At 70.7% G+C, this 12,984-nt stretch carries 13 protein-coding genes and 1 pseudogene; 11 read left to right on the top strand and 3 right to left on the bottom strand.

The features are described 5' to 3' along the window. Nucleotides 1–134: 134 nt before the first annotated feature. The 3 genes from ACFVT2_RS35980 to ACFVT2_RS35970 all read right to left on the bottom strand — a co-directional run bounded on the left by ACFVT2_RS35980 (nt 135) and on the right by ACFVT2_RS35970 (nt 2,325). Entirely contained in the window at nt 135–1,358 is a 1,224-nt protein-coding gene (locus ACFVT2_RS35980; protein WP_390024992.1) for a tyrosine-type recombinase/integrase, read from the bottom strand. Further along, nucleotides 1,358–1,594: a helix-turn-helix domain-containing protein gene (locus tag ACFVT2_RS35975; RefSeq protein WP_390024990.1), complete on the bottom strand. Its 237-nt coding sequence runs from the start codon at nt 1,592–1,594 to the stop codon at nt 1,358–1,360. The genes ACFVT2_RS35980 and ACFVT2_RS35975 overlap by 1 nt, the downstream gene beginning before the upstream one ends. Nucleotides 1,595–1,782: 188 nt before the next feature. Next, the gene (locus tag ACFVT2_RS35970) at nt 1,783–2,325 is read right to left on the bottom strand and encodes a helix-turn-helix domain-containing protein (RefSeq protein WP_390025039.1); all 543 of its coding nucleotides are present in this window, start codon (nt 2,323–2,325) and stop codon (nt 1,783–1,785) included. A gap of 345 nt (nt 2,326–2,670) precedes the next feature. On the opposite strand from ACFVT2_RS35970, the gene ACFVT2_RS35965 reads away from it, so the two are divergent. The 11 genes and pseudogenes from ACFVT2_RS35965 to ACFVT2_RS35915 all read left to right on the top strand — a co-directional run bounded on the left by ACFVT2_RS35965 (nt 2,671) and on the right by ACFVT2_RS35915 (nt 12,115). Beyond that, the gene (locus tag ACFVT2_RS35965) at nt 2,671–3,585 is read left to right on the top strand and encodes a hypothetical protein (protein WP_390024988.1); all 915 of its coding nucleotides are present in this window, start codon (nt 2,671–2,673) and stop codon (nt 3,583–3,585) included. Beyond that, nucleotides 3,582–4,288: pseudogene (locus ACFVT2_RS35960) on the top strand (ATP-binding protein). The gene ACFVT2_RS35965 and the pseudogene ACFVT2_RS35960 overlap by 4 nt, the downstream one beginning before the upstream one ends. An 89-nt stretch (nt 4,289–4,377) precedes the next feature. Further along, nucleotides 4,378–5,190 carry a DUF2637 domain-containing protein gene (locus ACFVT2_RS35955; protein ID WP_390024986.1) on the top strand — a complete coding sequence of 271 codons (813 nt, stop codon included), beginning with the start codon at nt 4,378–4,380 and terminating at the stop codon, nt 5,188–5,190. Between the two features lie 432 nt (nt 5,191–5,622). Then, nucleotides 5,623–5,964, top strand: coding sequence for a plasmid mobilization relaxosome protein MobC (locus ACFVT2_RS35950; RefSeq protein ID WP_390024984.1), 342 nt, complete (start codon nt 5,623–5,625; stop codon nt 5,962–5,964). Then, the gene (locus tag ACFVT2_RS35945) at nt 5,961–7,676 is read left to right on the top strand and encodes a relaxase/mobilization nuclease domain-containing protein (protein ID WP_390024982.1); all 1,716 of its coding nucleotides are present in this window, start codon (nt 5,961–5,963) and stop codon (nt 7,674–7,676) included. Before ACFVT2_RS35950 ends, ACFVT2_RS35945 begins: the two co-directional genes overlap by 4 nt. A 194-nt stretch (nt 7,677–7,870) precedes the next feature. Then, nucleotides 7,871–8,554, top strand: coding sequence for a helix-turn-helix domain-containing protein (locus ACFVT2_RS35940; RefSeq protein ID WP_390024980.1), 684 nt, complete (start codon nt 7,871–7,873; stop codon nt 8,552–8,554). Between the two features lie 20 nt (nt 8,555–8,574). After that, a complete protein-coding gene (locus tag ACFVT2_RS35935) occupies nt 8,575–9,159 on the top strand; it encodes a hypothetical protein (RefSeq protein WP_390024978.1) in 585 nt (194 codons plus the stop codon). Between the two features lie 157 nt (nt 9,160–9,316). Next, complete coding sequence (locus tag ACFVT2_RS35930; protein WP_390024977.1) at nt 9,317–9,679, top strand: DUF6415 family natural product biosynthesis protein; 363 nt, start codon at nt 9,317–9,319, stop codon at nt 9,677–9,679. After that, on the top strand, nt 9,676–9,849 hold the full coding sequence (locus ACFVT2_RS35925; RefSeq protein WP_390024975.1) for a hypothetical protein: 174 nt from the start codon (nt 9,676–9,678) through the stop codon (nt 9,847–9,849). The genes ACFVT2_RS35930 and ACFVT2_RS35925 overlap by 4 nt, the downstream gene beginning before the upstream one ends. A 183-nt stretch (nt 9,850–10,032) precedes the next feature. Next, nucleotides 10,033–11,205 carry a cupin domain-containing protein gene (locus ACFVT2_RS35920; protein ID WP_390024973.1) on the top strand — a complete coding sequence of 391 codons (1,173 nt, stop codon included), beginning with the start codon at nt 10,033–10,035 and terminating at the stop codon, nt 11,203–11,205. 4 nt (nt 11,206–11,209) lie between these two features. Next, nucleotides 11,210–12,115, top strand: a complete 906-nt coding sequence (locus ACFVT2_RS35915; protein ID WP_390024972.1) for a hypothetical protein — start codon at nt 11,210–11,212, stop codon at nt 12,113–12,115. Nucleotides 12,116–12,984 lie beyond the last annotated feature (869 nt).

Raw genomic sequence — 12,984 nt, 5'->3', positions numbered from 1 at the left:
TCTCTGGTGTCAGTACATACAGGGGAGGGCGTCCTGGCCAAGACCGCCTCGATCAAGACCGGCGCAAGAAGCGAGTATGAAAGGGGCCGGGCGGACGTCTCGTCGGCCCGGCCCCGCTCACCGGTCATGCTGCTTTACCGCTCGGCTGCCTCGGTGGCCTCCCCTGGCGCCTCAGTGCCGGCCCGAACGACCAGGCGATGGACTGTGGCCATCTCCCCAGCCAGCTCACTGTGCTCGGATGCCTCCTGGCGCTGACGGCGTACGTCAGCGTCCATGGCAGAGGCGATCTTGTGCTGATGCCTCTTCTTGGAGTGCTGGTAGATCAGCTGGGCCCGCGCGCTGGAATGGCCGGCGCGGACCATGAGGTCCTTCAGCTTCGCGCCGGTGTCGGCCGCCAGGGTGTTGCCGGTGCCCCGCAGGTCGTAGAAGCGGAAGTCGTCGGGCAGGCCGGCCTTCTTCCGCGCCTTGCGGTACCTGCGTCCGAAGGTGGACCGGCGGAAGGGCGCCCCGCGCTCTCCGACGAACACCAAGCCCTCCGGGCCCTGCTCGGCGAACCAGTCCAGGTGCTGGCGGAGGTCGGTGAGCACAAACTGGGGCAGCACGATCTCCCGTTTGCCGGCACGGGACTTCGGGTCGCCGAGCACCCGCTTGCCGGTGGTCAGCTCCGGGGCCGCGCGCTTGACCCAAATCGCCCCCTCGTCCAGGTCGACGTCCTTGCGGCGCAGCTCCGCGAGCTCCTCCGGACGCATGGAGGCGAACGCGCCGAGGAGGATCATCAGCCGCCAGCGCAGGCCGATGGCGTCGGCGAGGTCGAAGACCTGCTCGACGGTGGCGATTGGACGCTCGTCGGCTTCCTCCTTACCCGCGCCCTTGATGCGGCACGGGTTGCGGCGGATCAGCTCGTCGTCGACCGCGGTCTCCATGATCGCCTTGAGGAGGCGGTAGGACTTGGCGACCGTGGTCGCGCCCGTCGCCATCAGACACTCGGCCCGCCACGTCCGCACCCTCGACGGGCCGATCTCGTTGACGGCCAACGCCCCGAGAGTGGACTCCAGGTGTAGACGCAGGAGCCTGCGGTACAGCTCGTCCGTAGTTGCGGCGAGCCCGCGCTCGTCGATCCACTTCGTGGCGTACTCAAGGAAGTTGACCGCACCGGCGTGCGGGTCGATCCAGTCGCCGCGCGTCTGGTCGGCCTCGGTCTGGCTGAGCCAGATCTCCGCGTCCGTCTTGGCCTCGAACGTCTCCGGCGCCGCGCGCAGGTCTCCGTTCGCGTCTGGGTAGCGAGCCTGCCAGCGCCCCGAGGGAAGCTGGCGCACGGATCCGTAACGCCGCCGCTGCGGCTTACGCTTGCGGGCCATCACGCCGCCAGCCGGTAGCCGGAGCGGGAACGGGGCTGGCGCACCGGTTCTACGGTGCGGGCCGCGATATACGCGTCGAGCGCGCTCTGCGAGATGCGGACGTGGCGTCCGACCTTGACGTAGCGGATGCGCCGCTCGGCGATCAGCCGACGAGGGAAACGCTCGCTGGTGCCCAGGAGTTCGGCGACCTCGGGCACGCTCAGCAGGGGGTCTGAGCGATCTGCATGGTTGTTCACCTCCCCCGTCGCGCGCGAGGGCGAAGGCGGGGCAGGGGGTATTGCGGGGTGGCGCAAGGGTGGTTCCTCGTCTGACCGGCGCGGGGCGGCAACCCCGGCCTGGCCGGTGATCGTGGGATGGGCGGTGGTGGGAAAGTTCCGGGAAGGCCCGGGTGTGCGGTGGCCGCGACGGCCTGGAGGAAGGAACTTCAGCCTTCGGAGCCGCCGTCAGGGGCGTCCGGCTTCGAAGCCGGCCGGGGCCGTACGTTGTGCTGCATGCCGTGCCAGGGAGAGCTGGGGTTGTCGGCGATCTCCTCGGTGATGGCCTGCTGCACGGCAGCGTCGACCTCCTCGTGGATGTCGGGGTGCTCGTCGAGGTAGCGGTCGAGGGCATCTCTGGCTTCGCTGAAGGCCAGGTTGGCCCGCTGGGTCTCGCGGAAGGCCCGTCGGATCTGCTCGACGAGTTCCATCGCGCGGGCGTGCTGGGCCAGCTTCGGGGAGCCGACGAGGCTTTCGAGGGAGATGCCGAAGACCTCGGCGAAGCCGATCGCCTCATCGAGGTTGACCCGCCGCTTGCGGTTCTCGATGCGCCACACGGCGGACGGGTTCATCTCGAAGCCGGCCTCGTTGAGCCGGTCCGACAGGGCGTTCGTGCCCCAGCCGCGGGCCTCGCGCTCCAGCTTGATGCGCACGGCGGCGTTCTCCTCGCCCCGGAACACCGGCAGGTCACCGGACTCCTCGCCGTCCTCCACGGATGATCCCTTCCTCGTGTAGCAGTCCACTGCGATTCGCAATACGAAAACTGTAGCACAACGTCCTGCGTAATGCAGAGCTCTCCTGCAATCGGCAATGTGCGTGGTACAATAAGTGCCCTGAGCCCACCTCGGGCCCCAGGAACGCGAATAGCCCCGGTGCGCGAACACCGGGGCCGAAGCGAAGTCCCCACCACCGCCCATCCCTGAACGATCTACCGGTCAGGCCGAGGTTGCCGCCTCGATGGCCTGCCGTGTGAGGAACTCTATGCCTCAGAGTACGTGTCCGCGTTCCCTCCCCGCACCCCCGTTGCGCCGCCCGTCCGCGAAGGCGGGGCGATAGGCATGGCTCGCATCCGCACCATCAAGCCGGAAGCCTTCGCCTCCGAGTCCCTCGCCCAGGTCCCCGTCACCGCCGAGCGGACCTTCTTCGGCCTGCTCACCCAGGCCGACGACCACGGCCGGTTCCGCGACCAGGCCGCCGTCATCGCCGGACTGCTGTGGTCCCTGCGCCCCGAACACGGCCCCATGGGCGTCGAGGACGACCTCACGCAACTCGCCGGCGCGGACTTGATCTGCCGCTACGAGGGCGCGGATGGCAAGCGGTACCTGCATATCGTCACCTGGAGCCGCCACCAGAAGATCAACCGGCCCAGCGGCGTACGCCACCCCGCCTGTCCCCACCACGACGGTGCGCCGCGCAGTGAGCCCTTGCCGCCCGCGCGGGGAGCCCTCATCCCCTCCTCCGCGACACCTCACGGAGGAGGACGTGAGGACTCGCGTGAAATGCGCGAACCCTCCGGGTCACGGGAAGAATCCGCAGGTCAGGACGGTTTCAGTGAGCCCTCGATGAGGGGGCAGGGAGGGCTCACCGCGCCCTCCGTGAGTCCTCACCGTCCGGATCTAGGACCTAGGATCCTGGATCTAGGATCAGTACCTGTGGGGGCCGCAAGCGGCCCCGCGCCGGACACCGTCTCGGCCAAGCAGCTGATCGGCGAATTCGTCGGCGCCTGCGCCCACCGCCCGCCCGAGAAGCTGCTCGGCCACCTCGGACGAGAGATCAACCAACTCCTCGGCGAGGACATCGCTCCCGACCACATCCGCGCCGGACTGGAGCGCCTGCGCACCAAGGGCCTGAGCCCCAGCGTGCTGCCCAGCCTCGTCAACGAGGCCATGAACGCCACCCAGCCCGCCCGTGCGGCGCACCGGCCCTGGACCAACCCCACCGACGTCGAGGCCGCTTACGGAGGTGACCTGTGACCACAGCCGCCACAGCCACCCGCGAGCCGGAGCGCGTCGGCGCCCTGGCCACGCGGCTCGGTTCGATCCTCGCCGGCCGGGGCATCGACCCCGACGCGGCCACCGCCGAGGAGTCGCCTGGCGAGCCGGTGACGGCGCTGGGCTGGCCGACGCCCGCATCCCCGCGCGCTACCGGCGTGCCCTGGCCGACCACCCCGAGGTCACCGCCTGGGTCGAGGAGATCACCCGCACCAGCCGCCAGGGACCCGGCGGGGCCCCTGGCATCGCGGAAGGCCCCTCGCTGCTGATCGCCGGACCCACCGGCACCGGCAAAACCCACCAGGCATACGGCGCGGTGCGCTCCCTGCTGGCCGCAGGCGTACGGCTGCGCTGGGAAGCCACCACCGCAGCCGACCTCTACGCCGACCTGCGCCCCCGCGCGGGCCACGCCCCCGAGCGCGCCCTGTGGTCCCTGGGCCGCTGCCCGCTGCTCGTCCTCGACGACCTCGGCGCGGCCAAGACCTCGGAGTGGACAGAGGAGCTGACGTACCGGCTGATCAACCGCCGCTACAACGAGATGCTCCCGACCCTGGTCACCACCAACCTGCCGATCACCGAGCTCCGTGACGCCGTAGGCGACCGCGTCGCCTCCCGCCTCGCCCAGATGACCACCCGCGTCATCCTCGGCGGCACCGACCGCAGAAGGCAGCCCACCGGCCGTTAACAGGCCCCTGCGCCCTGCCTCGTCGCCCCGCAATCCCATCCGCCAGCACCAGACCGCCCACTGGTGCGGCGGGCTCTCCGGAGGCCCGTATGACACACCTCGCCCTGGCCACCCCTGCCCCAAATCCCATACCGCGGGCTGCTGATGAGCGTCGGGCCACCGCCTGGGACCGCGCCGCCATCACCGCCCTCGGCGCCACAGGATGCGCCCTCTCCTACGACGCACTCCAGCAGATGGCCACCGCCATCCACGTCCGCGGACTGCTGACCTACCTCTTCCCCCTCGTCATCGACGGGTTCATCGCCTACGGCGTCCGCGCCCTGATCATCCTGCGCACCGCTCCGTTCCGCTCACGGATGTACGTCTGGGCCCTCTTCGGCACCGCCACCACCGCCAGCATCTGGGCCAACGCCCTCCACGCCGTACGCCTCAACCAACAAGCCACGGAGGCGGGTTTGCGCCTCGGCGACCTCACGGTCGGAGTGCTCTCCACCCTCGCCCCACTCGCCCTAGCCGGCGCCGTCCACCTCTACATCCTCATCGCCCGGCACACCCCAACCCCGGCAGCCCCATTCCCTGCCCGCGCGGAAGTGGCGCCCCCGCACCCGCACGACCGCACGGAAGCCAGCCGCCCCCACCCGGAACCCGCAGACGAGGCCGACGCCCCACAGCCCAACGACACGGTCCCCCGCCGCTACGGACGGCCTCCGGGCGCCGAAATGAACGTGCTCCTCGACATCGCCCGCAAGGCGATCGACGCACACGGAAAGACCTCCCGCACGGTGGTCCGCGACGCCATCCGCGAAGCCGAACTGACCATCGCCGAAGACCGGCTCACTGAACTCATGAAGGTCCTCCGGTCCGAGGACGACCAGCCCGCAGACCGGGGCCGCACCGCCTGACCGGATATCCGGTCACCCCCACCCGTCCGCCCCGCGGACCAGCAGCCCACCGCCCAGGAACAGGGCCACCCCTCGCTCACACATGCCACCCACGGCCATTCCCCTCCCCGATCCGCTCGCCAACGGACCGAACCACCCCCGCCCGACGGAGAACCGCACCGCATGCACACCCCGAACCCCGAAGACCTCGCCCACCACGACCGCACACAGAACTCCACCCAAGCCCCAGGCGGAGCAAGTTGTCCCGGAAGCAATGCTTCCGGGAATCCCGCCCCGGGGGTGGCGGGAGCGGCCCGGCGCCAGGGGGCACCGGGCCGGGCGTCAGCGACCGAGGGCGGCCCGCAGTCGCAACGGTCGGAAACTCTCTCCCGCGCACGCCAGCGCCCGCGTCAGCCCAAGCCGCTCAAGCGTGTGCACCAGCCGAGCTGCCGTATGAACGACACCGAGTACGCCCGCTTCGACGCCGCAGCTACCGCCTGCAACATGAGCCACGCCGCCTTCCTCGCCTACGCCGTGGACAAGGCCGCCCGCGACCTGAATCGCACCGACGTCGAGATCGCCACCGAACGGGAAGTGCTCGACGAGGTCTTCGCCGCCCGCCGGCACCTGGGCCGCATCCACGGCCTGTTCAACCAGGTCGCCAAAGCCCTCAACTCCGGTGCCGACGCACCCCAGCTGGACGCCGCCGCCCAGGCGGTCAAAGACGCGGCCCGCCGCATGGAGAACGCCGCCGACGCCCTCCTCGCGTCCCGGAGCGGCGGTGGCTCGCAGTGATCCCCCGCCTCCACAAACGCGGCGGCCGCACTGCCGGCCTGCTGCACTACCTCTACGGTCCCGGCACGCACGAAGAACACCTCGACCCACACCTCGTCGCCGCCTTCGACCCGCTCGCCCCCGACCCCGGCCGCGATCCCCAAGCCACCTACAGGCAGCTCCAGCAACTGCTCGACCAGCCCGTCAACGCCCTCCCGGAGCAACGGCGCCCGGACAAGCACGTCTGGCACCTGTCCGTGCGCGCCGCCCCCGAAGACCCGGTCCTCTCCGACGAGGACTGGGCGGCCATCGCCCGCCGCGTGGTCAACGCCACGGGCATCGCCCCCGACGGCGACGAGACGGCGTGCCGCTGGGCGGCCGTACGCCACGCCGACGACCACATCCACATCGTCGCCACCCTCGTCCGCGACGACGGACGCCGCCCCCGCCTGCACAACGAAGCCCGCCGCGCCCAGACCGAGGCCCGCGCCATCGAAGCCGACTACGGACTCCGCCGCGTCGCGCCGGGAGACGGCACCGCCGCCAAGCGATCCACCAGCGCCGAGCGCAACAAGGCCGAACGGCTCGGCCAGGACTCCACCTCGCGCGAACTGCTGCGTGAGCACGTCCACCGGGCGCTGGCCGGCGCGGTCGACGAGACCGAGTTCTTCGACCGGCTCGCCGCCGAAGGCGTCCGGATCAAGAAGCGGGTCGCGCCGTCCGGAGACATGCTCGGCTACTCGGTCGCCATCGTCGGCGACCGCAACAAGACGGGCCAGCCCATCTGGTTCTCCGGATCCAAGCTTGCCCCGGACCTGTCCCTGCCCCGGATACGCAAGCGATTCGCCACCACGGCGGACATGGCCGGGCCGCCTACGGTCCTGGAACGCAGCGGTGCCACCGCACCGGTCCGCGCCCGCCACTTCGCCGCCGAGGCCTCCGACGCGGCCTTGACGTCCATGACATCCGGCGACGACGGCGCGGCTTCGGCCCAGCTGATCGGCGTCGGCGAGGTCCTCGACGCCCTCACCCAGACCAGCGGCGGAACCACGCGGAACGAACTGCGAGAGGCCGCAAGGCACTTCGAGCGCGCCACCCGCTCCCATATCCGTGCCAAGGAGGCGCAGATGCACGGGCTGCGACGCGCGGCCCTCCAGATCGTTCACTCCGGTCCCGCCCTCGGCCGCGGACCGGACGGCGCCGCCACCGCCTCGCTCCTCGACATCGTGATCCTCGCCGTCGTCGCAGCCGCCCGCTGGCACGCCGCCCGCGCCCACGCCCAGCAGGCCGAAGCCGCCCAGCGCGCCGCCGACCACCTGCGCGCCGCCTACCAGGCCACCGCCGCAGCCCCGTTGGCCGCCATGCGCACATACGGACAGCAGCTCCCCGATCCGGTACGGCAGCGGCAGGCGAACACGGTCCGCACCACGCTCCCGCACCTCTCCGACCGCCTCCAGGCCGAACCAGGATGGAACGCCCTGACCGCCGCACTCGACCAAGCCGAACGCGCCGGCCACGACACCACCGCCCTCCTCACCAAGGCCGCGGCACGACGCGAACTGGACAGCGCGGACTCGATCAGCGACGTCCTGGTCTGGCGCCTACACCACCTCGGCTACATCACTCCGCCCACCACCGCGCCCCGGACGCAGCGCCCCCGGCCTGCGACCGCCCAGGTCCCCGCAGCAGCCGTCGTCGCCAACCAGCCAGCGAACCGGCCCCGGCGACGGTGACCACGACCGCCCGGCCCATGACCAAACCCCAAGCGTGCTCTCGGTCGCCCGCCGGGCCGCAGGCATTCCCCCGTCTTCGGCGCAATGACCCCTACTTCAGAGGCTCTTGCACCAGTACCGTGGCTTGTTCACGAGGTAGGGACACGAACCTGGGGGACTACCCAGTGGCGGGGAACGAACTGACGCTCGGGAAGGTGATCGCAAAAGCCCGCAGGCGCAAGGGGTGGCCGCAGCGGGACTTGGCCGCGATGATCGACAAGTCGGAGAGCTGGGTGTCCCAGGTCGAGCGGGACGTGATCCCGGTCAACAGCCTGGAGACGCTGCGCCGCATCTCCGATGCCGTGGGTGTTCCGCTGCCCGAACTCCTTGCTGCCGCGCCGCCTTCCGGGCAGCCGCCGACATCGGTTCGCCGCCGCCCCGCCTCCGCTAGGGTGGGCGGCAATCTTGGTCCGGAGGAGGCTGACGACCCCGTGCGACGCCGCAAACTTCTGGCCGCTGCGGCGGTGGTCTTCGCCACTCCCGTGGCGACCGCCTCACCGGCCCAGGCCGCAGGCACGCTCGCACCGCTGGAAGACCTCCTCCTCTACGGCACGGCACCCGTGCCCGAGGAGGTTGACGTGTCACCGGCCGGTGTCGCCGCCTCGGTCAAGGCGTCCCGCCAGCACTTCCGGGCCGCCCGCTACGACACCCTGGCCCGGACCCTGCCCGGGCAGATCGCCCGTGCTCGGGCCGTGAAGCCGGCGGAGGTGTCTGCCACGGCGGTCGCCGACCTCTACAACATCGCCGCTCGCCTGTGCATCAAGCTTGGCGAGGACGGACTCGTCGCGATCACCTCGGACCGCACCCTGAACTCCGCGCGCAGGGCGGGAACGCCCTGACGATCGCCGAGTCCCACCGGATGGTCTCCAGCGCCTGGCGCCGCCAGGGGCACCTCGCACGGGCCACCGACATCGCCGTACGGGCCGCGCAGGATGTCCGGACCGGCGGCGGCTCGCCTGAGCCGACCCGGCTGGCGGCGAGCAGTTCGCTGCTGGCGACCGCCGCGTACACGGCGGCGAAGATGGGCGACCGACAGACCGCGCACGCGCTGATCGGGGAGGCGGCCGAGACCGCCAAGGCCGGTCGTGCGAACGCCGATTCCCCCACCGACGCCGGTCTTCAGCAGGTTCTGTTGCATCAGCTGTCGGTCCACTATCTGCTCGGGGATGCCGGCCAGGCGATCGACCTGGCCAGGACCATCGACCCCACCGCGCTGCCGACGGCCGAGCGGCAAGGCCGGTTCTTCATCGATGTGGCCCGCTGCTTCGACCAGTGGGGCAAGCCCGAGCAGTGCTACCGGGCCCTGCTGGCGGCCGAACGGGCCGCGCCCCAGGAGATCCGGCGCGGCGCGGTGAAGGACCTGGCCGGCGGGCTGCTGCACCATGACCGGAGCCTGGCGGGCGTCCGCGCCTTCGCCGGACGTGCCGGCGTGACCGTCAACTGATCCGACCCGCAAGGGGTTTGCGACCTCGCAAACGGTTTGCGGATCTGCCCCTCCGTACGGCGGTTGACTCGTCTCAGCCGCCAGGGGCCACGCGCAGTCGGCCTCTCCTCGCCCCGGGCGGCGGTGATGACCACCCCCGTCTTCGAGGAGCCGCCTCGTGGCTACCAGCACCGTCACGCATCCGCCCGCCGTGAGCACGGGCAGGGACCAGCTCCGGGCCGCCGTCGCTGCGGCTCTCCGCTCCCGGGAGACCCTCCCGCCGTACGACGACGTCCTCCGGCTGATCGGCATCCTCAAGGGGCATCTCGCCCCACTGGTCGACCAGGCCAAAGACCAGCTCAACGAGTACCGCCCGGGATACGGCCCCCAGCGCCAGGCCATCGCCGGGGCCGAGTTCCAGCTCCGTGCCGGGCCCGGCGACGGTCTGCTCTCGGCCGCGCACCGCCTCCAGGCCCTCGCCCGGTGCGTGCTGCATTTCGACCGCGAGCTGGGACGAGACGTAGTGGGCGGCGGCCGGTGAGAGGCCGACACCGCCATGACGACCCGCCGCTGGAGGTGTGGCTGGGGCGGCTGTGGCTGCTGGGCAGCACCGCCGCCCTGGCCCTCCTGGCCGTGCTGACCGTCCAGCACGACAGCAACCACGTCCCGCCCGCTCCGACCACCGCCCCCGACACCAACCCGGTGCCGTAACCCACCCCACACAGCTTCCCGCCGAAACCTCGGCGGGAGAACCGAAAGAGAGAAGGGAGAAGCGAGATGGACAACCTGATCGTCTCGAAGCGCACCGTGAAGGCCGCCCGCACCCAGGACCGCCTGAGCGACGGCGGCGGTACCGGCAAGGGCGACGGCAACGACTGATCGGAGTCGTAGAAAATGACCGCCCTCACCGCGGCGGTCGACAGTCTCGGCGGGGACTTCCCCGCCGAGACGCTCGGCCGCACCTACCGCCTCTGGCCCGGAGTCGGAGACTTCTCCGGCCTGTTCACCTGGGACGACCTCAACGAGATCATCGCCCGGCAGCGCCTCGAACCCCCGCGGCTGCGGCTGTTCGACGACGGCACCCAGGTCCCCCAGCACGCCTACAGCCACCCCGTGGTCTCCAGGCGGCGCACCATCTGGCACCGCATCGAACCGGGCAACCTCCACCGCCGGCTCAACGAGGGAGCCTCGCTCGTCCTGGACGCCGTCGACTCCCTGCACGAGGGAGTGGGGCGCTTCGCCGAAGCCCTCGAACGGCACCTCAGGACCGACATCCAGGTCAACCTCTACGCCTCGTGGACCTCGAAGGAGGGCTTCGGCCTCCACTTCGACGACCACGACGTGGTGGTCCTCCAACTCGAAGGCGCCAAGCGGTGGAAGACCTACGAACCCACCCGTGTCGCCCCGCTCCGGATCGACGTCGAAGCCCCCGAACCACCTGACAGTGAACCGGTCGCCGAGATCGTCCTGCGGGCTGGCGACATGCTCTACCTGCCCCGCGGCTGGTGGCACGCCGTCGCCGCCACCGAAGGCCGCTCCCTGCACCTGACCTGCGGGCTGAAGCCCACCACTGGCGCCGACCTGCTCTCCTGGCTGGCGGACCAGCTGCGGGCCTCGGCAACCGTCCGCGCCAACTTGCCCCACCTCGCCTCGCCCGAAGCACAGGCAGCGCACCTCGCAAGGCTGCGGAAGGCGTTCGCCGAGGTCCTGCACGACGGCGCGATCGAGGAGTTCCTCTGCGCACGGGGAACGATGGACCCGGGACGGCCGACGCCCTCTCTGCCGTTCGTCGACGGCATCCCCGCCGACGAAAACCTTCACGTCCGCCTCACCGCCTCGGGCGCCTGGTACGAGGTCGACGACGAGGGCCACGTGGTCATGAGCGCGGGCGGCCGGCAGTGGACGTTCGCCGCCCCGGCCCTCGCCGTGGTCCAACACCTCACCGAGGGAAGTACCGCGTCCCTGGGCGAACTGGCGGTAGCCTCTGCCCTCCCCGTCGGCCAGATCGCCGCCCTGGTCACTGAGTTGGTCGCGGCCGACATCGCCGCCGTCAGGCGCAGAAGGTAGCCCCATGTTCACCGCCCCTGAGCCGCCCGTCAGGGACCGCATGCTCTCCGCCCGCGACCACGACTGCGCCCTTCTGGGCCTCACCGGCACCGCGGGCGGGGAGGTGTGGGGATACGCCGGCCGGACCCTGTCAGCCGCCGTCGCCACTCCGACCACCCCTGCCTGGCTGCGGCTCGTCAGCGAACCCCACGGCAAAGGCACCGGGAAACTGTGGGAGGGACCGAAGGAGGCAGAACGGTCCATGCCTCCGACTGTCCCCCGGCCGCGACTGCTCGGGCTACGGGACTGGTCAGCCGACGGCTGCGACTACCGGGCAGAGCTCTACGAATACGTCACCACGACACCGGTCTCCGAAAGCCCGGTCATCCGCAGGGGCATGGACCTACCGGATACCTGGTGGCACAGCCTCCACCGTTCCCTGGACCGCATCGCCACCGTCCCCACTGACCGCGTGGCGGTACGCGAGCAGTACATCCGCCGCCGCGTCCCGGAATTCACCAACATCATTCCAGGTCAGATCACTTGGACCACCGCACACGGCGACCTCCACTGGGCCAACCTCACCGGACCCCAACTGACCCTCCTCGACTGGGAAGGCTGGGGCACCGCCCCCACCGGCTACGACGCCGCGAACCTCTACCTGCACTCCCTGCACGTACCAGACCTCGCCGAACGCGTCCGCAAGGAATTCGCTCACGTCCTGGGCACCCCCGCCGGCCTGATCGGAGAGCTGACCGCCTGCACCGAAATCCTCCAGGCAGCCGCCCGCGTGCCGTTCTACGCCGACCTCGCCGACCACGTACGGCAGCACGTCGACCAACTACGCGCCTTGGCCTCCACGCCGGATCGGACCGCCCAACCGCAACCGCCGCTGCCTCGCCGCCACGGCGGCCCCCACAGCAACACCTAGAACTCCCCTTCGGCAGGAGTCGCCCGCGCGCCTGGCCGGCTGCCTGTGTCCGCCTGCTCAGCCCCAGAGGACCCCGTCATGCCTTGCCAGCTCGATTGCGCCCACGACGTCCCCAAGGGCCAGAAGTGCTGCACCAAGTGCGGCAAGCAGATCTACCTGTGAACTCGGGCAGGGCGCCGTAGTACGGCTACGGCCTCTCCGTCCGCACAACTTCCCCCGACCGGAGAGCCCGAGAAGACACGTACGTGTCCCCTCTCACCTGAGCCGACGCGCGCAGGTTGCGGCCCCGGTCCGTCCTGCGGGAAGCGTTCCGGACGCTCCCCTGAAGGATGCCGTGCCATGCCGGCGCAGTGAGGGAAGCCGGTCCCGCCCTTCCCTGCATCACCGTTGAAGGGTGGGACCACTGCCCGCTCCGGCCGTCTCCGCCCGGACAGGTCGAACGGCCGGAGCAGGGCGCACATGGTGCGGGGACCGACTCCCCAACCTGCTTCTGGCCACCCTCGCCTGGAAGTTCGCCACCCACCATCTCGAACTACCGGAACAGCCCCAGGGAGCTGCGGACCATCCGCGGCTACGACAGACAGCTCCTGCACCGACTGTCGGCGACGAGAGCCGTATTCCCCTCCGTGGCCCGTACGGGGCGTGTAGGACCTATCTCCTCCCACAGCCCTTTCGCCGGCTGTGAAATCCAGCCCCACCCGGCATCTCGGTGGCTCTGATCCGGATGGTGGTTGCACGCATCCGGCAGGTGAGCCATCCCTTGCGGCGAGATCAGGATTCTGTCGGGAGGAACAACCAGCCGTAAACCGTCCGAGCCGTCCCGCAGGCAGTCACAGCCATTACCAATGAACAGATCACAGTGATCACAC

Source organism: Streptomyces sp. NPDC058000, assembly GCF_042886435.1.
Lineage (GTDB): Bacteria > Actinomycetota > Actinomycetes > Streptomycetales > Streptomycetaceae > Streptomyces.
The sequence above is the reverse complement of the archived record's forward strand: the minus strand, read 5'-3'. Positions and strand labels throughout refer to the sequence as shown.

Bases quoted from the DNA above. Each gene is read 5' to 3' on its own strand.
- ACFVT2_RS35980 (WP_390024992.1), bottom strand. From the start codon at position 1,358: ATGGCCCGCAAGCGTAAGCCGCAGCGGCGGCGTTACGGATCCGTGCGC.
- ACFVT2_RS35965 (WP_390024988.1), top strand. From the start codon at position 2,671: ATGGCTCGCATCCGCACCATCAAGCCGGAAGCCTTCGCCTCCGAGTCC.
- ACFVT2_RS35955 (WP_390024986.1), top strand. From the start codon at position 4,378: ATGACACACCTCGCCCTGGCCACCCCTGCCCCAAATCCCATACCGCGG.
- ACFVT2_RS35950 (WP_390024984.1), top strand. From the start codon at position 5,623: ATGAACGACACCGAGTACGCCCGCTTCGACGCCGCAGCTACCGCCTGC.
- ACFVT2_RS35935 (WP_390024978.1), top strand. From the start codon at position 8,575: ATGGTCTCCAGCGCCTGGCGCCGCCAGGGGCACCTCGCACGGGCCACC.
- ACFVT2_RS35920 (WP_390024973.1), top strand. From the start codon at position 10,033: ATGACCGCCCTCACCGCGGCGGTCGACAGTCTCGGCGGGGACTTCCCC.
- ACFVT2_RS35915 (WP_390024972.1), top strand. From the start codon at position 11,210: ATGTTCACCGCCCCTGAGCCGCCCGTCAGGGACCGCATGCTCTCCGCC.